Source organism: Acinetobacter sp. S54 (genome assembly GCF_016624945.1).
Taxonomy (GTDB): domain Bacteria; phylum Pseudomonadota; class Gammaproteobacteria; order Pseudomonadales; family Moraxellaceae; genus Acinetobacter.
This window is the reverse complement of record NZ_JACVUI010000005.1, coordinates 165,643-184,959: the sequence shown is the minus strand read 5'-3', so window position 1 is coordinate 184,959 and position 19,317 is coordinate 165,643. Positions and strand designations below refer to the sequence as shown.

Below are 19,317 nucleotides of genomic sequence, written 5' to 3'. Positions count from 1 at the left end.
AATTATACGTTTATTTAACTTTCATCTTACGAATCATTTTATAAAGCAAGCTTGGTGCTAATCGAGAAACCAACACTCCTAATTTCTCTTTTGCTCCCCCAACTACAATATATTCTTCTTCTTGCATCAGTGCCTTTACGACTTCCTGAGCAAACACATCTGCTTCCAAACCATTTTCAATCGCGTCATCCTGATGCCCCTGTGGCTTACCTTCACCGTTCAGGGCATTAAAGGAAACATTGGTTTTCACAAAGCCTGGAAAAATAACCGAAACGCCCACACCAAATTGGGCAATTTCAGCACGTAGGCTGTTTGCCCACATATGAATGGCTGCTTTGGCCGCTGAATAACTTGCACGATACTGAGTACCTAATAGTCCTGCAACACTCGAAACAAAAGCAATACGACCAGATTTTTGCTGAATAAATGTTGGAAGCACAATTTTGGTAAGATAGACCTGTGAAAAATAATCAATTTCCATAATCGCGCGTTCAGTTTGCATGGTTGTATCCTGAATTAATGCGCGCTGACTTAATCCTGCATTGTTAATCAACCAGTCAATTTTTCCTTTTTCTTCGAGTACTTGTACATAAGCATGCCGGATTTGAGATTCATCAGTAATATCAGCAGCAATTGAAATATGTCGTTCAGGTTTAAATAAACCAATTCTCACATTTTCCAGTTCATCGTATCGACGTGCCGTCAAAACCACTTGTGCACCCTGTAATGCACATTCTCTTGCCAAAGCCTTACCTAAACCCGATGATGCCCCAGTAATCCAGACGATTTTATTTTCAAGTGTTGTTAGCTTCGCCATATTTATTCCCTTATCAATGATTCGATCACGCTTCTTTTTGCATAAAAATTAGAAAGTGTTCAATATATTCATTTGCTGTCGCAGAATCAATTTTTTCACCCAGTTTCTCAAGCCGTTTATATCCCAAATGTGTCGTCATATTAATTACCCCATTTAAGGTTTTATCGACGACCATATTAAACTTGAGGAGTTTTTTAGGCTTGCGAATGAGGCTGGTTACGCCTTCATCTACAATTTGCGTGAGTACATGAAATGCCTTAGGAACATAGCTCATTTGCCCTGCACGCACTTTTTCAATATGTGCAAAAGCTTCTTGAACTAAAATAGGATCTAGTTCATAGCGTACATAAATCTGTCGATTATGTTCATTTAATAAGTCTGAAAAGTAATTCACTAAAGGGGTCAAACGTTCGTTACTAAAAAAAGAAACAGACCATGGCATATATTTACGCATGGTGTCTAAAATTTGCTGAATCACTTTTTCCGATTCTGCTGCATGTTTCTGTGCATGTGCATCATTTTTTTGTTTTTGTTGATGCAATAATTCAGCAAAAACCTGTTCAATAATTTCACAGGCAATCTCAGATAAAACGCTCCCCAATGCCTTAGACTGACTTTGTTCTGCACCCAAATTCAACTGTGTCCTAATGTTTTCAAAACGACCATGTGTCGCTTCATTAATTTTTAAAAAGACTGCATATCCCATTGCATCATCCTTAAATTCCTAACTCGTCTTCTATAGCTTATTTTTGTAGAGTAGTTAAATGACTATCTGATATAAATTTAACAACTTTCGGTCAAAACATAAACTTTTTTACTGACTCAGCAGACCACTTTACAATCAAAATAAATAACAATTTTCTTCGCTAAGCCAATCTGATCGCAACGCGCCATTTTCATTGTTTTTTTGCTACAATAGATACAATTTTTTATTCTCTTTTGACTTTTAAATTATGTCTGACGCAAACGCTCAATCTGCTCAAAACATTGCGACCACTTACGATCCAACTGAGATCGAAAAAAAATGGTATCAAACTTGGGAACAGCAAGGTTACTTTAAGCCATCTGGTCAGGGGGAATCATTCTGTATCATGATTCCACCTCCAAATGTGACAGGTAGCTTGCATATGGGGCATGGTTTTAATAATACCATTATGGATGCCCTCACCCGCTACAACCGTATGATGGGTAAAAATACCTTGTGGCAACCTGGAACAGATCATGCGGGTATCGCTACACAAATGGTGGTTGAACGTCAATTGGCTGCACAGGATGTGAGTCGCCATGACTTAGGCCGCGAGCAATTTATTGAAAAAGTTTGGGAATGGAAAGAACAATCTGGTGGCACCATTACTAAACAAATTCGTCGTTTGGGTTCATCGGTAGACTGGTCACGTGAACGTTTTACCATGGATGAAGGTTTATCCAATGCAGTGAAGGAAGTCTTTGTTCAACTTCATGAACAAGGCTTAATTTATCGTGGTAAACGTTTGGTGAACTGGGATCCAAAATTACAAACGGCCCTCTCTGATCTGGAAGTTGAATCAGTTGAAGAAAAAGGTTCTTTGTGGCATTTCAAATATTTCTTTGAAGATAAATCGTTAAAAACTCAAGAGGGTAATGACTATCTAGTCGTAGCGACTACGCGCCCTGAAACATTGTTAGGCGATAGTGCAGTTGCGGTACATCCTGAAGATGAACGCTATCAACATCTCATCGGTCAAAATATTGTATTACCAATTACGGGCCGTTTAGTTCCAATTGTAGCTGACGAATATGTCGAAAAGGACTTTGGTACTGGCTGTGTTAAAATTACACCTGCACATGACTTTAATGACTATGACTTAGGCAAACGTCATGATCTGCCAATTATCAATATCTTCAATAAAAATGCTGAAATTTTGGCTGATTTTGAATTTATTGCCAAAGCTGGTGAACAGATTTCAGCAACCATTGCTGCACCGACTGACTATATTGGTTTAGAGCGTTTTGCTGCCCGTAAAAAATTGGTGGCACAAGCAGAAACCGAAGGCTGGTTAGAGCAAATTCAACCCTATGATTTGAAAGCACCTCGTGGTGACCGTTCAGGTGTAATCGTTGAACCATTATTGACAGATCAATGGTATGTAAAAATTGCCCCTCTTGCCAAACCTGCAATTGAAGCTGTTCAGGACGGTCGCATTAAATTTGTTCCCGAACAATATACCAATATGTATATGGCTTGGATGAACAATATTCAGGACTGGTGTATTTCACGTCAGCTTTGGTGGGGCCATCGTATTCCTGCATGGTACGATCTAGATGGCAACATTTACGTGGGACGTAATGAAGAAGAAATACGTGCAAAAAATAATATTTCTGACGATGTGACCTTACAACAGGACGAAGATGTTCTGGACACCTGGTTTTCATCGGGTCTTTGGACATTCTCAACCTTGGGTTGGACTGGTGATACAGCCAAGGATAAAGAAAATTATTTTTTAAACACCTTCCACCCGACTGATGTTCTTGTGACTGGTTTTGATATTATCTTCTTCTGGGTCGCACGTATGATTATGCTGACCATGCACTTTATGAAGAATGAAGATGGTACTGCGCAAGTTCCTTTCAAAACCGTCTATGTTCATGGATTAGTACGTGACGGTGAAGGCCAGAAAATGTCAAAATCTAAAGGCAATGTACTTGATCCTTTAGACTTGATTGATGGGATTGACCTGGAAAGTCTAGTTGCTAAACGTACTTTTGGCTTGATGAATCCCAAACAAGCTGAAAAGATTGAAAAATCTACTCGCAAGGAATTTCCTGAAGGAATTAATGCCTACGGTACAGATGCAGTACGCTTTACTTTCTGTGCGCTTGCCAATACGGGTCGTGACATTAAGTTCGATTTGAAACGTGTTGAAGGCTACCGTAACTTCTGCAATAAGATCTGGAATGCAACGCGTTTCGTTCTTATGAATGTTGAAGGCCAAACCGTGGCTCAAGAAGCTCGTCCAGAGCTTTGGGAACTACCTGAACAGTGGATTATGAGTCGTTTGCAAAAAGCTGAGCAAGCAGTTCATCAAGCATTTGCAACATATCGTTTAGATCTTGCCGCCCAAACCATTTATGACTTTATCTGGAATGAATACTGCGACTGGTATGTTGAACTCACTAAACCCGTTCTCAATGATGCTGATGTATCTACCGAACGTAAAGCAGAAGTTCGCCGTGTCCTTCTGGCAGTAATGGAAGCATCTTTACGTCTGGCACATCCATTAATGCCATATTTGACTGAAGAAATCTGGCAAACACTTGCACCAATGATTGGTAAAGGTGGTGATACGATTATGACGGCACAATACCCTGTGCCTGAAGCAGCCAAGATCAATGAACAAGCTGAAGCCGATATGCAATGGTTGCAAGGTTTGATTGGTGCTGTTCGTAATATTCGTGGTGAAATGGGCTTGGGTAATGCACGTCTGTTGCCTGTCTTACTACAAAATATTTCAGATGCAGAACGTACTCAAATCGAGCGTATTGAGTCCTTATTTAAAGCCTTGGCAAAGGTTGAAAGTATTGAGTTCTTGACTAAAGATCAAGAACCACCACTTTCCTCTTCTAGCGTCATTGGCCATGCATCTGTATTTGTACCTATGAAAGGTTTGATTGACCCGAAAGCAGAGCTTGGACGCTTGCAAAAAGACTTGGATAAAGTCCAAAAGCAGCATGATCAAATTGCCAATAAATTGGGTAATGAAGGTTTTGTGGCAAAAGCACCTGCAGCTGTGGTCGAAGGCGAAAAAGCGAAGTTAGCTGAATGTGCTGATCAGTTAGTTAAAATTAAAGCGAGTATGGAGCAGATCGCTGCGCTTTAATCTTTAAATTTAACCTGCAGTATAAAGGGCTGAATATTCAGCCCTTTATACTGTCATATGGTCACAATTGCCATACTCTAAGATTTAACGCTCATTACTCGAAATATTAAAAATATTAGACTCAATAAGTGGTTTGAATAATTAAATAAAATCACCCCGCCCACCAAATAACTAACGGTAAAGTCACCGCAGCGCATAAAGTCTGAAAACTTATCACCGCGGCCATAAGCTGACTGTCACCTTTTAACACCTTCGTCAGAATATATGCAGCAGAGGCTGTGGGTAACGCAAAAAAGATTACAGTAATCTGACTTTCTAACTTTGAAAGCTCCAAATGCAAACAAACAAAATAAGCCAATGCCGGCATCAATAGTAATCGAGCAAAAGTATCCAAAATTAAAACAGGAACATCCTTTTTCATCTCCTTAAACTGCAAGGCAGCTCCAACACAGAGCAATCCTAATGGTAAACTCGATGCTGAAAATAGCTTAAGTAAATTCATTAAACCTTCCCAAACAGGAACATGCAATGCATTGACCAAACCACCCAAAATGCAGGATAGAATTAAAGGATTTTTAATCAGAGCAACCATAACAGGCTTAACCGACATATGTTCTGAAGGCGTCAAGGCAAGCACAGAAATGATATTGACGACAGGCACACAGACTGCCAGTAAAATAGCCAGAATCGCCATGCCTTCTTTTTGATAAAGTGCCGCAACTAAAGCCAATCCAATATAAGTATTAAATCGAACAATACTTTGCACATGCACACCAAACCGTGCAGGCGGTATCCTCTTTACAAAACGTAAGATATAAAGCGCACATGTGATGATGAAAAGCACCATAAACATAGCGGCAATTACTGTTTTTAGACTATGCGAGTCGATGTTTGCTGTAGCCAAGGTGTGAAAGAGTAAAGCTGGAAATAAAAGGTAATAATTTAATTTCTCAGCGCCATTCCAAAATCCTTCACTTAAAAAGTGGTGTTTTTTAAATAAGTAACCCGTCGCAATTAAAGCAATTAAGGGAAACAATGCAAGCAGAATATGCGACATAAATAATCACTTTTTTGATCTATCATTCTTTTTTCAACTCACTCCATTCTAGGATGAAAACTAGATGATGTCTTAAATTTAGGTTTAAAATGAAGTAAATAAATAAAGATAAGATATTCAGTATGAAACGGTCTATTTTTCAAATTTTTCAAAATGCTCTTTTTATTACTTGCCCCTTATTATGCATTTCATCTGTGCAGGCCGCTGCAACTCAGCCTTCGGCTAAAGAAACTGCCGCAATTTTTAAGGCTGCTGGCTTTCATCAACAAGGTAAACAATGGGTGGGTTCCTGTGGAGAGGGAACTATCGAAAATTATCAAGATTTAAATCAGGATGGTTTACCCGAAGCGCTAATTACAGACTCAAGTAGTATGTGCTATGGCAATACAGGAACAGGTTACTATTTATTGTCAAAAAATAAGCACGGTCAATGGAAACAGCTGTTTAATAATTCTGGTGTGGCCGAATTTTTAAAAATAACAGGCCAAAATAACATGCCTGATATTTCTAATGGTGGACCAGGCTTTTGTTTTGCAGTCTATCGCTGGAATGGTAAACACTACGAAATCAATCGATACGAATATGAAGGTAAACGCTGTAAACTTAATTAATCTGTATCAATAAAAGCACCATATTTGCCCCATATGCACCACGATTATCAAAAAAATGACAAATAACCTCTAAACTGGTGCATTTTTTGCTTAATGATTTTTATCATCAAAGTACAACTACTTTGATTCCTATTTTTTAGATTTACTAAACCATTTTGGTGCAACACGGCTAAAAATTGTGTCATAAAAATGGTTTTAAGCACCTATTTTGAGCAAACTATGCAAAATGTAGATCTTTTTTTCTTGTTGTTAGGCGCTGTATTAGTATTAGCCATGCATGCTGGCTTTGCTTTTTTAGAACTAGGGACAGTTCGTCATAAAAATCAGGTCAATGCACTAAGTAAAATCCTCACTGATTTTTCAATCTCGGCAATTGCTTACTTTTTTGTGGGTTATTATATCGCCTATGGTCTGCATTTTTTCCATATGGGAACAACACTTTCGGCAGAACATGGCTACAACTTGATGCGTTGCTTTTTCTTGCTGACCTTCGCCGCAGCAATTCCTGCCATTATTTCAGGTGGTATCGCAGAACGTGCCAAAATGAGACCGCAAGCGATTGCTACTTTTCTATTGGTTGCTCTAGTTTATCCATTATTTGAAGGCATCGCATGGAATGGTAATTTTGGTCTACAAAATTGGTTAGAGACACATTTTGGTGCACCCTTCCATGATTTTGCAGGTTCTGTTGTCGTGCATGCGATGGGGGGATGGATTGCTCTTGCAGCCGTAATTTTATTAGGTGCACGTCATGGTCGCTATAAAAACGACGGACGTGTTAGCGCCCATCCACCCTCTTCGATTCCTTTTCTGGCTTTAGGTTCGTGGATTTTGATTGTGGGTTGGTTTGGCTTTAATGTCATGAGCGCACAGCGCGTCGATGCGATTTCTGGTCTTGTAGCCATTAATTCACTTATGGCAATGGTAGGCGGTACATTAAGTGCAAATCTGGTGGGCAAAAATGACCCAGGCTTCCTACACAATGGTCCCTTGGCAGGTTTAGTTGCTATTTGTGCTGGTTCTGATGTTGTACACCCTTTTGGTGCATTAATTATTGGGGCGATTGCGGGAGTAATTTTCGTTAAGCTCTTTACTTATACTCAAAATAAACTGAAAGTGGATGATGTCCTAGGCGTTTGGCCTTTGCATGGAGTATGTGGCGTATTTGGCGGTCTTGCTGTTGGAATATTTGGACAACAGTGGTTGGGTGGCTTAGGTCATGTTTCTTTTATATCCCAGTTGATTGGAAGCTTACTGGCAGTGAGTATTGCTTTAATGGGTGGTTTCATTGTGTATGGTCTTTTAAAAGTGACCATGGGCATTCGATTATCACAGGAAGAAGAATTTCAGGGTGCAGATCTTTCTATTCACAAAATTTCTGCCAACTCAGAAGAAGGAATGTTTTAAATCATTCAAATCGGGTTAAATGGTGCGTGAAACGGTTCTGTAGAGCCGTTTTTTGACTGAACTTTCTATTATGTTTAAACTATATTTCTAAAAAGTGACATGCTCTAAAAATCGAATTAAAATACACATAATAAAATGCGGGGTTAAAATTTATGGCTAACTTTGCGGATTTTCTTCATATATCCCTCGATCAACAGAATGAATCTATTCAGGCTTATGAATTAGAGCATGGCAAAGTCTGGCTAAAAAAAGCATCCCTGCGGCATTCGATCTGGATTTATACGCCGCTTAGATGGCTCGCACGCTTTCTTCATGTCGAAGCGCTGACACCTGTCCCTAATTATGGCGGTAAGAAAGCGATTCAATGCGAATATCAACGGATTACTTCTCTTGCAAAATTAGGAGTGAACACACCCAAAGTCCTTGCTTTATCTGACGACGGAATTTTACTGCAGGACGCAGCGAATAATGGTCAACATGTCATGCAACTTGATCATGCTCTTGCACAAGCATCCTATACTGAACAGCGATTAAAGCTTTATTCTGATGCCATAGCTGAAATTCAAGGTCTTCATAACAAGGGAAGCTATTTAAGTGAAGCTTTTGTTCGAAATATTTTAGTAGATGCAAACCATCATTTCACTTTTATTGATTTTGAAACAGATCCCGGAGAAATCCTAGATTTAAAAGACTGTCAAATACGCGATTGGTTATGTTTTATTTTTTCATCTTCTTATCGTTTTAGATTAGATGAGCTCGACCAAGCCAGCAGTATTTTTTATGATGCATTGAGTAAAAATCTCAAAGTTTTTCGCGAGATCTGCAAAATTGGGCATAAGTTACAATGGATATTACATTTTAAACCAGAAAAATTGGGCAACGATGGAAAACGAATCCAAAAATGTATGCTGTTTTTAAGGAAACTTGAACAACAGGAACCTCTTCCAATGATCTGACTGAAACTGGCCAGATTATTTCAAAACCAGTTAGCTCTTCAATATCTTCGGTAAACGTACCAATACACAAAGCCCTCTCAATTCTGGACTTTGTGAAAGGATTAACTCTCCGCCCAAACGTTGCGTTGCTTTATCCACAATGGATAGCCCTAAACCACTGCCGACTTCTAGATGATGATGAACACGGTAAAAGCGTTTTAATACCTGATCGTAGTATTGGGGATCAATCCCTGCTCCACTGTCTTCTATTTGCACGCACGCGAAGCTATTTTCATCTTCATATACAGAAATATTAATTACGCCATCAACGGGAGTGTACTTGATCGCATTATCAATCAGATTAAAAATGATGGAATGAACGGTAGGTTCGATACTTACCATTTCAATATTTTCATTGCGCTCAAAGCCCAAATCAATTTCTTTTTCCATGGCTAAATTCATCAACTGCTCTACACAGTTCAAGGCGACATTATTCAGTTGAAATGTACTAAAACGTTCAAGACTATTCATAGAGGCATCTTGCTTCGCCAAAGCCAAAAGTTGGCTGACTAAATGCTGAATACGTGCTAAGCCTTTGCTTAAGTTTTGTAATGCTGCATGGTCTGGAAATTGGCTTAATAGAATCTTGGTCTGCAAATTTAAAGCTGTAATCGGAGTCCGCAGTTCGTGAGCAGCATCGGCAACAAATTGTTTTTGCTCTTGCTGTGCAGTTGAAATTCGTTCAAATAAGCGGTTCATTTCATGAATGGTTGGAGAAAGTTCTTCCGGGTAATCTTTTTCATGAATAGGAGCCAGATCATTAGAATCACGTTGAATCAACTCAGATTTAAAGTCATCGAGTGGTTTCAAACTACGCCGAATAATTCCTGCCAAACCAATCAAAGCAAAAGGCAAAATAATGACATAAGGTAGAAACATACTACCTGCCAGCTCCAATGCCATCACCTGTCTGACTTTTTGTTGTTGGCTAATTTGAATCTGGAAATCTTTGGTTGGCATGACATAAGTACGCCAGATTCCATGTTCGGTCTGCTGTGTATAAAATCCCGCATATTTGACAGGAGGAACCAGCAAACGGTCCGCATGACTTAAATGGCTCTGATCTTTGTAAGCCCAGATATCAACGAACAAGTCTTCTTCACGATAGACGCGATCGTTTTCAAAGTGACTCACTACAGCTGCGTAGGGCTGAGTTGCGGCACGTTTAGCCAGATATTGCATTTGCGCATCAAGAATCTGATTACTTTCCTGCAAAGCAATTTTATACGCTGAAAAAATAAGAACACAGCCCAGCAAAATACTAAAAATAGACGTGTACCAAATTAGGCGTCGCTTTAAAGAATAATGCTGGAACATAGATAATTAGAATCCCTTAGCTATGCCCAAGACGATAACCTAGACCACGAATTGTACGAATAAAATCTTTACCCAGTTTAGAACGCAAATGATGGACATAAACTTCAATCGTATTACTGGTGACTTCACTATCAAAGTCATACAATTTATCTTCCAGATTTGCCTTGGAAAAAATCTTGTTAGGATGAGTCATTAGTGGAATTAAAATTGCCCATTCACGATTAGAAAGTTCAATTTCCTGACCTTTTACGGTGGCAACATGCTTTTCGATATTAAGGATAACATCCCCACTTTTGAGAATTTGATCTTGACTAGTGGCCTGCGCCTCTTTACCACTACGGCGCAATAATGCATGAATACGTGCCAGTAACTCGTCAAACTCGTAAGGTTTGATCAAATAGTCATCCGCGCCTTGATTTAAACCATCTACACGATTTTCAAGTTGATCACGCGCTGAAATAATTAATACAGGAACGGTGGTTTTCTGTCGAATTTGTTTAAGCACCTGCATACCATCCATCATGGGCAAACCAAGATCCAGCAACACCAGGTCAAAAGTTTGTTTTGCAAGTTGTGCTAAACCATCAATTCCGTTATTTACCCAGTCCACATCAAATTGATGATACTTAAGCAAAGTGAGCGTGGACTCTGCAATCATGAAGTCATCTTCAATAATCAGGATTTTAGGCATGGTATTGGCTCACAGCTAATCAATTTATTATCAGGATTTCTATCAGTATGTCATGTCGACCCAATATTCAATACATCTGAAATATATTAAGTACAATGACAGTGTCATCTGAACATTAAAATGTTTATTTTCATCCGTATTTAAACAGGTTATGTTTAAAATGACTAGTCCGATATAAATCCAGCAAACGTTTATATCGAATAAATACTTGCCATCATTTTCGTCTTTATGCGCTTTTATTTTTAGCTAATTAAATGATCCAAATGGGGTAATCTGTATCGGTCAAATTAACTAAAGTATCCTAGAAGCTCAAAAATGAGATTGAACATCGACATCATATTCTGATTACACCCTGCTAATCTAAGAATTTAAACTTAAAAATCTCTTAAATAAATAAAGGCGACCATTGTGATCGCCTTTATTTAGCCTATTGATTTATTAGAATTTAAACTCTAGACCGACACCGCCCACAGGTTGTTTATCTTTTTTATCTGCCTGCTCAAGAGTTAAATAGCCTGCATAGCCATACGTTCTAAATTGTTTACTGAATGCATAATCCAATCCTGCAATCCATTGTGTAGCTTCAAAGTCCGATACATTGGTTTTAAAACTGGTGTTATTCTGGCTATATTGCCCTTTTACAGTCCAGTTTTTTGCATTTGGAAAATTATATTCTGCACCAATAAGCCAGCCATTTGCATCGTCAATATTTTCAGAACCTACTGCATTCCCTGTCACTTTTTCGACTTCAGAGCTTTGATAAAGTGCTTTTAGCGCCAAATTATTATCGAGTAAATTAACTCGACCAATGGCTCGAATGGTATTGGCAGCGGCTAAAAGAGAACCACCTGAAATTTCAGGTTCAGAGGCATTTAAAAAACCACGACCTAAAAAGGTACTTGGAATAGCTTTATCGTAGCCGATACCTGCAACTACAATTTTATTGTCATAAACAGCTGATGCAGACCATGCATTTCCCAAACCACCGCCAGCAGCTTTTACACCACCACTAGATGACTTGATGCCCGAACCTTCACCAGTTGCTAACAGCGCATTAATTTTAATCTGACCATTGGGTAGCTTAATTGCAGGAGATTCATACACTACGACGTTATCTACCCGGTTTTCACCTGTAAAGATACCAGTAACATCAGCTTTATTCGCAACATAGTTATTGAATGTGTCGACAACTGACGAAAGCTGCTTAACTGGGGTATCGTGTTTACCAATTTTGAGTGTCCCCAATACATTATCCTTTAATCCAACAAAGCGGTTACGCTGCGCCCAATCAGTTCCATCGCCATCGGCATTAAATGCCCATTCTGCTAAATAAACTGCACTCAAACGTTCCGTTAACTTTTCCTCCCCTTTAATCCCGATAAACGAACTATTTGAACTCACTTCCCAAACGTCGCTATCGGATTGGGTTGCATTACGTTCTGGCAAATAATCCAGTGAAGTATCGATTTCCCCGTATAAAGTGGGTGCAGCAAAACTAGTTCCGGCAAAGAAAGATAAGGCAAATGCCAATGCAATTTTGGTTTTCATATTTTGTTCCTGTGTAAATTTGTTACAAATCCTACACAGTCCCCAAATGTTACAGAACGATTAAATTTTTATTAACTTATTCAGTTTTTAGCTTAGGCTAATTTTACATAATTGATTTTTAATCAATATTTATGAGGTTTTTAGATAACATCTTTTCCATTGATACAGTGGAATCAGACAAAATAGAGCAATTCCCACAATAGAGCTCAAATACATGGCGTAACCAAGCCAATCTCCCAAAATCCCACTTACGGTATACAACCCTCCTCCCACAGTTGCCATAATCGCAACCTGAAAAGTAAAGTCAGTACCCGCTAAAACTTTCCGGCTATATTGCATCACTAATGTTAACATCACGACCAAAAGCATGGCAGAAATAGCATCTTCAACAGCATTGATCAGATAAATAACAAGGTTTGATATCTTAATTTTCTGCTCAAAAAGAAAGGCTAAAACTGCATAAGCCAATAGACTTAAAATTTTCAAATAAGAAAATAAAATCAAAAGTATAGGACGTGCGTAATGCCTGAGTAAATAGCCTGCAATGGCTGCTCCACATAACGCAGCAAATGCACCTAGCATGGTGATATAAACACTAATCTGGGTAAAATTAAGCCCCATATCCACCATTAATGGTTTTAATAAAGGCCCACTTAATCCATCAGCAATTTTAAAACTAATCAATACTATTAACCAGCAACGCAACTCTCTGGATTGAGTAAAGTGATCAAAATAGTCTTTTAATGAAAACCTCAATTGTGCGTGTTGCAGAGCGGTATTCGTTCGGATGTGCTCGTTTTTATAGAACCAAACAGGAATGGTATTGATGAGTACAATCAGAGCCAGTCCCAAAAATGTCAGTTGCCAGCTCAACCCATCCAAAGCCCACAGTAAAACCCCACCACCCACAATAAAACCCAAGCGTGAACCAACAACCTGAAAAGTATTACCCCAATGTTGTTGATCCGTTTTGAGTAAATTGACTGCTAAGCCATCAGTAGCAATGTCTTGGGTTGCACCCGTCAAATTTAGACAAAGTAGCAATATAAAAAATAAAAACAGGTAATGAGTTTGACTTAATGAATCAATGGGGAAAAAAGACAAAATAACTAGAATTACAACACTGAGAATTTGGGTAGGTAAAATCCAGCTACGATAATGTCCTATTTTAGAATCACCAAAACGATCAACCAATGGTGCCCAAAATATCTTGATTGACCACGGAAGCATCAATAAACCAAATCCACCAATATGCGTCAATGAAACACCCTCTGCCCTTAAAATCACGGGTAAAGCATGTGTCATAAAACCAACAGGTAATCCTTGTGCCCAATACAATGAAAATAATAATAAGTATAACCGCACAGGATTTAGCATCCGTTTCCCTTTGCACATAATGAGCATTGAAGTCTACATTTTGCCAATGTTAGTTTATTTTCAAAAGACTATGATGAATAAAAAGGATTTTTTACACAGATCAAGCTATGCAACATTTTCCAGAATTACCTGATCAAGTACCGCAACGCGGTACAGCGTTGAGTCGTAGAATATTCAAAAAACTATTTTTAACACAAGGCTGGAGCATCGAAGGTGAATTCCCTAATCTAGCCAAAGCTGTTGCAATCATTGCACCGCATACATCCAATATCGATGCATGGTATGGTTTTTTAGCAATTGGTGGATTAGGAATAAAAATCACTGTATTGGGTAAAGATAGCCTATTTAAACCACCATTTCAGCCCTTATTAAAATGGGCTGGTTTGATTCCTGTTAAACGTGATCGTGTGAATGGATTAACTGAACAAGTGGTTCATTTTATTGAACAACAGGATAAAATCTGGGTAGGAATGGCACCTGAAGGCACGCGAAAAAAAGCGGAAAAAATAAAAAGCGGTTTTTATCAAATCGCATTAAAAGCCCAGATTCCAATTGTGATTTTTTCTTTTGATTTTGATCACAAAATAATTCATAGCTTAGGCGTATTTTATCCTACAGGTCATTACCAACAGGATCTGGATCAAATTATGCAGCGCTTCGCAGGAAAATTTTCACCACATACGTCAAACTGGCTGTCTTTACCTTTACAAAATCTAGTGAAAAAACGCTAGTATTCATCCTTCAAATCTGTTGAGATGTGCGCATCTTTTTTGGCCACTTTTGCTGTTTAATTGAAGATGAAAGTTGCACATTTTGCCATCCTTGGCACCCTGAGCCTTGCGCTATTTGGTTGTGATAAAACCGTTAAAACTCCTACTCAAACGACTTCCCTCAAAGCCCGTGAACCCGTGATTGCTCTGGCACTCGGTGGCGGCGGCGCGAAGGGTTTTGCCCATATCGGTGTAATTAAAGTTTTAGAGTCACATGGCATCAAACCTAAAATTGTTACAGGCACCAGTGCCGGTAGTTTTGTCGGTAGTATTTATGCTAGTGGGCAAACCCCTTATCAAATGCAAAGTCTCGCCCTAAAGTTACAGGAATCTGATTTACGTGATCTCACCCTCAACCGTCAGGGCATTATTTTAGGCCAAAAGTTGCAGGATTACGTTAATACCCAAGTTGGCAATAAACCGATTGAAAAGTTTCCTATTCGTTTTGCTGCAGTTGCAACCCGTCTGGACAATGGACAAAAAGCCGATTTTATTAAAGGCAATGCGGGTCAGGCAGTTCGTGCTTCCTGTAGTATTCCCAATGTTTTTGTGCCTGCAACTATTGGCAATGTAAAATATGTCGATGGCGGTCTCGTCAGTCCAATTCCAGTTAAAACGGCAAAAGATATGGGTGCGGATATTGTCATTGCAGTTGATATTTCTGCTCGTCCAACCGGTTCAGGGGCTGGCAATATGTTGGGGCTTTTGGATCAAACCATTAATATTATGGGGCAGCAAAGTATTAGCACTGAGCTGAATCAAGCTAATGTCATCATTCAGCCCAAAGTTGGAAATCTTGGTGTACTGGATTTGAAATCTAGTAATCAGGCAATTTTAGAAGGTGAAAAAGCAGCTCAGCTGAAAATTAAAGAAATTCAGGGCGTAATTAATAATTTTAAAAAATCCCCTGCTGCTCTTCAGCCTGCATCTCGGCCAAAATTTTAATTCATAGTTATATAAAATGAGATATTGTGTAAAACATGACAATATCTCGTTTTATTGCCATTCAATTGAATGATTTTGTTATTTTGATCTTGATTTTGCTATTTTAATATTCATCTTTGCCCAGTTCTGTTACATTGATTAATGATGATTTTTTCATCTTTAACATAATGAATATGAGCAACGCTATGGAATTAGTTTTACAACCCTGGCATTGGTTTGTTTTAGGTATTATCCTCATGCTTTCTGAGCTGATTTTGCCTGCTTTTGCCGCCCTTTGGTTTGGTATTGCCGCTATTTTGGTCGGTGTTTTATTGTGGCTTTTCCCAATGATGGGACTCACCACCCAAATTGTAATGTGGATTATCTTATCCATTGTTTGCACTATTCTATGGTTTAAATTTATTAAACCGCTCTCTATTGATAAAACTAAAGCAGGATTATCTCGTGAAGCCACCATCGGTCAGATCGGTATGGTGATACAGGTTGGTCTGACTCACGATCAGATCGTAGTTCGATTTTCTCTGCCTGTATTGGGGGCAGACGAATGGAATTGCCGTAGTTTATCTCCTGTTCAAGTGGGTGACCGTGTTCGTGTGGTCGATATTATGGGCAACGATCTGGTTGTCCAATTACATAAATCTCAAGAATCATAAGAGGATTTTTTATGCCAGTCGGTACAATTATTGGTTTAGCCTTTCTCATTTTTGTGGGAGTCACCATTTTTAAAGGGGTGCGTATTGTCCCACAAGGCTATAAATGGATTGTTCAGCGTCTTGGGAAATATCATGCAACGTTGAGTCCCGGACTTAACTTTGTCATTCCCTATGTAGATGAAGTGGCTTATAAAGTTACGACCAAAGATATTGTGTTAGATATTCCATCGCAAGAAGTAATCACCCGCGATAACGCAGTTTTGGTCATGAATGCAGTGGCCTATATTAATTTAACTACCCCAGAAAAAGCCGTCTATGGTATCGAAAACTATACATGGGCAATTCAAAATCTGGTTCAGACTTCTTTGCGCTCCATTGTCGGCGAAATGGATCTAGATGATGCCCTGTCCTCTCGTGATCATATTAAAGCTAAACTCAAAGCTGCCATTTCTGATGATATTTCAGACTGGGGCATTACCTTAAAAACGGTGGAAATTCAGGACATTCAACCGTCTACAACCATGCAAGCTGCGATGGAAGCACAAGCCGCTGCAGAACGTCAGCGTCGTGCTACTGTGACTCGTGCGGATGGGGAAAAACAAGCCGCAATTTTAGAAGCCGATGGCCGTCTGGAAGCTTCACGTCGTGATGCTGAAGCTCAAGTTGTACTTGCTCAAGCTTCACAAAAAGCCATTGAAATGGTGACATCTGCGGTAGGTGATCAAGAGATTCCTGTGGCTTACCTACTCGGTGAGCAGTATGTCAAAGCCATGCAGGATATGGCGAAGTCTAATAATGCTAAAACCGTGGTACTTCCTGCTGATATTCTCAGCACCATTCGTGGTGTGATGGGTCGAAATAATCCATAACTTACTATAATCCCTTGCCTATAAAGGAAAGGGATTATAACTTGACTTCTAAAAGTCAGTTTTTTCTGGACAGCACAAACTGCGCAATTTCCAGTAAGTCTTTGGCTGATTCACCAAAATGCTCCAACGCAGAAAGTGCCTCTTGCTGTAAAGATTGTGCATAGTGTTGTGCCTGTTCCAAGCCCATCAATGCAGGATAGGTTGATTTCTCTACCTGTTCATCTTTACCTGCAGTTTTACCTAAGGTTTCTGTGGTTGAAATAATATCCAATACATCATCATGCACTTGAAACGCTAAACCTATGTTTTGCCCAAATTGGCGCAATTGGGGAATTGCCTGATCCGTACCAGAAAATGCAGTCACTGCTCCCATCATAATCGCAGCCTGAATCAATGCACCTGTTTTATTACGATGAATGGTTTCTAGTTGTTGTTGGTTGATCACTTGGCCTTCTGCTTGCAAGTCCATGACTTGTCCGCTTACCATTTTAGAACTTGCAGTTGCCAAAATTTGAACTTGTTTTAAGACGATGTCCGTATCAACATTACTCTGCTGGTCAAATAAGCGACTGGTCAAAACTTCAAAAGCCATTGACTGTAAAATATCCCCTGCAAGCAGTGCAGTATCTTCACCAAAAGCCACATGGCAAGTCGGTTGCCCGCGACGTAATAAATCATTGTCCATGCACGGAAGGTCATCGTGCACCAGTGAATAACAATGAATAAACTCAACAGCGACTGCAGCACGACGTGCCGCAGCAAAATTTGGATGCTCTTTGAGAGAAGCTGCTGCATAGCACAGCGCTGGACGTACACGTTTTCCACCTAACATGACAGCATGATAAACCGCAGATTTTAAAGGTTCAGCCAAGGAGAAGGCATCCAAAGCTATTTTTAAATCTTGCTGAATACGTTCTTGTGCCGCAAATAATGCATTGGCATTTACTTGTGAAATCGATGTCACGACAGCCTCGAATGAAACAAAGAAAAAGAGATCTTCACACCATAAGTGCGATCTGGAAAATTGCCCATAAAGATAACATATTCAAATCACCTACAAACTTTTTTCATGTGTTAAAACAAAACCGCTCGACCTGTTTTGTTTAAAAAATGAGAGTTAAAAATCCAAATAAAGCTAAGCTTTAGATTATTCCAATGAAATGCTTTTATTCTTTTCTCTGACTTTAACATTCTTAATTGCAAAACATAAACGTGATTCAATTTCAGAAAAAGAGTTTAACTCTTGAAAAGAAGGTTTATAAATAGCAACGGTTGCAGTCAATCGGTCATGAAAACCATTTTCAAATAGATAAGCCGCATCATAAATTGCGATCCGAAGACGTTCAGCCAAAGTATAAGCTGTTAGCTCGGATGCATTAGGCATAATGATTACAAATTGTGCAGAATTTAGTCGATAAAGCATGCTTTCTTTCGGATTTAAATAACTTTCTAAAAGTTCGGCAATTTCCTTTAAAGCAACATCCCCTTGACTATAACTATATGTCTGATTAAATTTTTTGAAATCGTCCAGATCAATCATCAAGGCATAAAATGAAATATGTTTCTGCTCTGACTGAGTTTCGCTCAACCATTGTTCCAACGCTAACCGATTCGCTGCACCTGTTACAGGATCAACATATAGATATTCCTGTAAACGTAGATTATTCAGTTCAAGTACACGTTCACGGCGTTTTAACCTCGTTACTTCCGCCCAGACAATCATGATCGCAATAGTTTGTTCATTATCGTCTTTTAAAGCGCGCCAGTAGGTATTATAAAAACGCCCCTTTACATAGAGTTCTTTTTCATAATGCCCGTCTTTGTGTTCAAATTGATCTAGAATAGCAGATATTTCAGCTTCAATATTTTCAATAAAGCTGCTCATCGATTTACCCTGCATATACAGGGCATCACTTGCATAAATATCTGCAAACAACTGATTTACTTTAAGAAAAATCCCTTCACTACTTAAAATAAATGCGGGAACAGGTAATTTATCCAATAAAGATAATGTCGGTACCGAGCTTTGAATGTTTTCCTTGGAGATTAAAGGCGTCAGCGTACGTAATTGTTGCTGCCCCAAAATAAACACCGTTTCTAAATCATTATCATTAAGCATATTCAATTATATTTTTCCACCAGAAGGATATTGTACTCAAAACTTATCCAAAATATGTACCAAAATTAACTTAATTTATTCTTTTAATGACTTAATTCTCATAACGACATTGATGCTTATCTCAAAATAAGATTGTGCATCACTGAATGAGTATTTAAAAATATTTGCACAATATTGTAGTTATTATTCATAATTATTTTAATATATATTAACAAAACCCCATACTTATCACTAAAAAAGTTATGGGGCTTTTGAATCCCATCAATGTTACATCAAGTTGACGT

Annotated in this window: 17 protein-coding genes; 8 read left to right on the top strand and 9 right to left on the bottom strand. The window is 38.8% G+C overall.

Going from position 1 to position 19,317, the window contains the following annotated elements; genetic code table 11:
• Positions 1 to 10: 10 nt before the first annotated feature.
• Positions 11 to 817 (bottom strand): SDR family NAD(P)-dependent oxidoreductase, encoded by an 807-nt coding sequence (locus IAE20_RS10285; protein ID WP_200461040.1) that lies wholly within the window; start codon positions 815 to 817, stop codon positions 11 to 13.
• Between the two features lie 25 nt (positions 818 to 842).
• Complete coding sequence (locus IAE20_RS10280; protein WP_200482275.1) at positions 843 to 1,523, bottom strand: hypothetical protein; 681 nt, start codon at positions 1,521 to 1,523, stop codon at positions 843 to 845.
• 247 nt (positions 1,524 to 1,770) lie between these two features.
• Between IAE20_RS10280 and IAE20_RS10275 the strand changes: the two genes are divergently transcribed.
• Positions 1,771 to 4,674, top strand: coding sequence for a valine--tRNA ligase (locus IAE20_RS10275; protein ID WP_200482274.1), 2,904 nt, complete (start codon positions 1,771 to 1,773; stop codon positions 4,672 to 4,674).
• 151 nt (positions 4,675 to 4,825) lie between these two features.
• Here IAE20_RS10275 and IAE20_RS10270 read toward each other — a convergent pair whose 3' ends face one another.
• On the bottom strand, positions 4,826 to 5,731 hold the full coding sequence (locus IAE20_RS10270; protein WP_200461037.1) for an AEC family transporter: 906 nt from the start codon (positions 5,729 to 5,731) through the stop codon (positions 4,826 to 4,828).
• Between the two features lie 122 nt (positions 5,732 to 5,853).
• On the opposite strand from IAE20_RS10270, the gene IAE20_RS10265 reads away from it, so the two are divergent.
• From IAE20_RS10265 to IAE20_RS10255, 3 genes are all read left to right on the top strand, one after another.
• Positions 5,854 to 6,342: a hypothetical protein gene (locus tag IAE20_RS10265; RefSeq protein ID WP_200461036.1), complete on the top strand. Its 489-nt coding sequence runs from the start codon at positions 5,854 to 5,856 to the stop codon at positions 6,340 to 6,342.
• Positions 6,343 to 6,561: 219 nt separating this feature from the next.
• A complete protein-coding gene (locus tag IAE20_RS10260; RefSeq protein ID WP_200461035.1) occupies positions 6,562 to 7,749 on the top strand; it encodes an ammonium transporter in 1,188 nt (395 codons plus the stop codon).
• A 152-nt stretch (positions 7,750 to 7,901) separates the two neighbouring features.
• A complete protein-coding gene (locus IAE20_RS10255; RefSeq protein WP_200461034.1) occupies positions 7,902 to 8,705 on the top strand; it encodes a serine/threonine protein kinase in 804 nt (267 codons plus the stop codon).
• 30 nt (positions 8,706 to 8,735) lie between these two features.
• Here the strand turns inward: IAE20_RS10255 and IAE20_RS10250 are convergent, their stop codons facing one another.
• The 4 genes from IAE20_RS10250 to IAE20_RS10235 all read right to left on the bottom strand — a co-directional run bounded on the left by IAE20_RS10250 (position 8,736) and on the right by IAE20_RS10235 (position 13,677).
• Positions 8,736 to 10,061 carry a sensor histidine kinase gene (locus IAE20_RS10250; protein WP_200461033.1) on the bottom strand — a complete coding sequence of 442 codons (1,326 nt, stop codon included), beginning with the start codon at positions 10,059 to 10,061 and terminating at the stop codon, positions 8,736 to 8,738.
• Positions 10,062 to 10,077: 16 nt separating this feature from the next.
• Positions 10,078 to 10,752 (bottom strand): response regulator transcription factor, encoded by a 675-nt coding sequence (locus IAE20_RS10245; protein ID WP_200461032.1) that lies wholly within the window; start codon positions 10,750 to 10,752, stop codon positions 10,078 to 10,080.
• A 438-nt stretch (positions 10,753 to 11,190) separates the two neighbouring features.
• The gene (locus IAE20_RS10240) at positions 11,191 to 12,300 is read right to left on the bottom strand and encodes a porin (RefSeq protein WP_200461031.1); all 1,110 of its coding nucleotides are present in this window, start codon (positions 12,298 to 12,300) and stop codon (positions 11,191 to 11,193) included.
• 129 nt (positions 12,301 to 12,429) lie between these two features.
• The gene (locus IAE20_RS10235) at positions 12,430 to 13,677 is read right to left on the bottom strand and encodes an MFS transporter (protein WP_200482273.1); all 1,248 of its coding nucleotides are present in this window, start codon (positions 13,675 to 13,677) and stop codon (positions 12,430 to 12,432) included.
• A gap of 107 nt (positions 13,678 to 13,784) precedes the next feature.
• Between IAE20_RS10235 and IAE20_RS10230 the strand changes: the two genes are divergently transcribed.
• From IAE20_RS10230 to IAE20_RS10215, 4 genes are all read left to right on the top strand, one after another.
• The gene (locus IAE20_RS10230) at positions 13,785 to 14,408 is read left to right on the top strand and encodes a 1-acyl-sn-glycerol-3-phosphate acyltransferase (RefSeq protein WP_200461029.1); all 624 of its coding nucleotides are present in this window, start codon (positions 13,785 to 13,787) and stop codon (positions 14,406 to 14,408) included.
• A 66-nt stretch (positions 14,409 to 14,474) separates the two neighbouring features.
• Positions 14,475 to 15,392 (top strand): patatin-like phospholipase family protein, encoded by a 918-nt coding sequence (locus IAE20_RS10225; RefSeq protein ID WP_200461028.1) that lies wholly within the window; start codon positions 14,475 to 14,477, stop codon positions 15,390 to 15,392.
• Positions 15,393 to 15,577: 185 nt separating this feature from the next.
• The gene (locus IAE20_RS10220) at positions 15,578 to 16,045 is read left to right on the top strand and encodes an NfeD family protein (RefSeq protein WP_200461027.1); all 468 of its coding nucleotides are present in this window, start codon (positions 15,578 to 15,580) and stop codon (positions 16,043 to 16,045) included.
• An 11-nt stretch (positions 16,046 to 16,056) separates the two neighbouring features.
• Positions 16,057 to 16,914, top strand: coding sequence for an SPFH domain-containing protein (locus IAE20_RS10215; RefSeq protein ID WP_200461026.1), 858 nt, complete (start codon positions 16,057 to 16,059; stop codon positions 16,912 to 16,914).
• Positions 16,915 to 16,969: 55 nt separating this feature from the next.
• Here the strand turns inward: IAE20_RS10215 and IAE20_RS10210 are convergent, their stop codons facing one another.
• Positions 16,970 to 17,878 carry a polyprenyl synthetase family protein gene (locus IAE20_RS10210; RefSeq protein WP_200461025.1) on the bottom strand — a complete coding sequence of 303 codons (909 nt, stop codon included), beginning with the start codon at positions 17,876 to 17,878 and terminating at the stop codon, positions 16,970 to 16,972.
• Between the two features lie 183 nt (positions 17,879 to 18,061).
• Positions 18,062 to 19,033 (bottom strand): sensor domain-containing diguanylate cyclase, encoded by a 972-nt coding sequence (locus IAE20_RS10205; RefSeq protein WP_227610986.1) that lies wholly within the window; start codon positions 19,031 to 19,033, stop codon positions 18,062 to 18,064.
• Positions 19,034 to 19,317: the final 284 nt, after the last annotated feature.

What these genes read in the sequence shown, in the direction of transcription:
- IAE20_RS10205 (WP_227610986.1), bottom strand. Translation starts at nt 19,033, where the DNA reads ATGCTTAATGATAATGATTTAGAAACGGTGTTTATTTTGGGGCAGCAA.
- IAE20_RS10245 (WP_200461032.1), bottom strand. Translation starts at nt 10,752, where the DNA reads ATGCCTAAAATCCTGATTATTGAAGATGACTTCATGATTGCAGAGTCC.
- IAE20_RS10265 (WP_200461036.1), top strand. Translation starts at nt 5,854, where the DNA reads ATGAAACGGTCTATTTTTCAAATTTTTCAAAATGCTCTTTTTATTACT.
- IAE20_RS10230 (WP_200461029.1), top strand. Translation starts at nt 13,785, where the DNA reads ATGCAACATTTTCCAGAATTACCTGATCAAGTACCGCAACGCGGTACA.
- IAE20_RS10285 (WP_200461040.1), bottom strand. Translation starts at nt 817, where the DNA reads ATGGCGAAGCTAACAACACTTGAAAATAAAATCGTCTGGATTACTGGG.
- IAE20_RS10270 (WP_200461037.1), bottom strand. Translation starts at nt 5,731, where the DNA reads ATGTCGCATATTCTGCTTGCATTGTTTCCCTTAATTGCTTTAATTGCG.
- IAE20_RS10275 (WP_200482274.1), top strand. Translation starts at nt 1,771, where the DNA reads ATGTCTGACGCAAACGCTCAATCTGCTCAAAACATTGCGACCACTTAC.
- IAE20_RS10250 (WP_200461033.1), bottom strand. Translation starts at nt 10,061, where the DNA reads ATGTTCCAGCATTATTCTTTAAAGCGACGCCTAATTTGGTACACGTCT.
- IAE20_RS10260 (WP_200461035.1), top strand. Translation starts at nt 6,562, where the DNA reads ATGCAAAATGTAGATCTTTTTTTCTTGTTGTTAGGCGCTGTATTAGTA.
- IAE20_RS10215 (WP_200461026.1), top strand. Translation starts at nt 16,057, where the DNA reads ATGCCAGTCGGTACAATTATTGGTTTAGCCTTTCTCATTTTTGTGGGA.
- IAE20_RS10240 (WP_200461031.1), bottom strand. Translation starts at nt 12,300, where the DNA reads ATGAAAACCAAAATTGCATTGGCATTTGCCTTATCTTTCTTTGCCGGA.
- IAE20_RS10225 (WP_200461028.1), top strand. Translation starts at nt 14,475, where the DNA reads ATGAAAGTTGCACATTTTGCCATCCTTGGCACCCTGAGCCTTGCGCTA.
- IAE20_RS10235 (WP_200482273.1), bottom strand. Translation starts at nt 13,677, where the DNA reads ATGCTAAATCCTGTGCGGTTATACTTATTATTATTTTCATTGTATTGG.
- IAE20_RS10255 (WP_200461034.1), top strand. Translation starts at nt 7,902, where the DNA reads ATGGCTAACTTTGCGGATTTTCTTCATATATCCCTCGATCAACAGAAT.
- IAE20_RS10220 (WP_200461027.1), top strand. Translation starts at nt 15,578, where the DNA reads ATGGAATTAGTTTTACAACCCTGGCATTGGTTTGTTTTAGGTATTATC.
- IAE20_RS10280 (WP_200482275.1), bottom strand. Translation starts at nt 1,523, where the DNA reads ATGGGATATGCAGTCTTTTTAAAAATTAATGAAGCGACACATGGTCGT.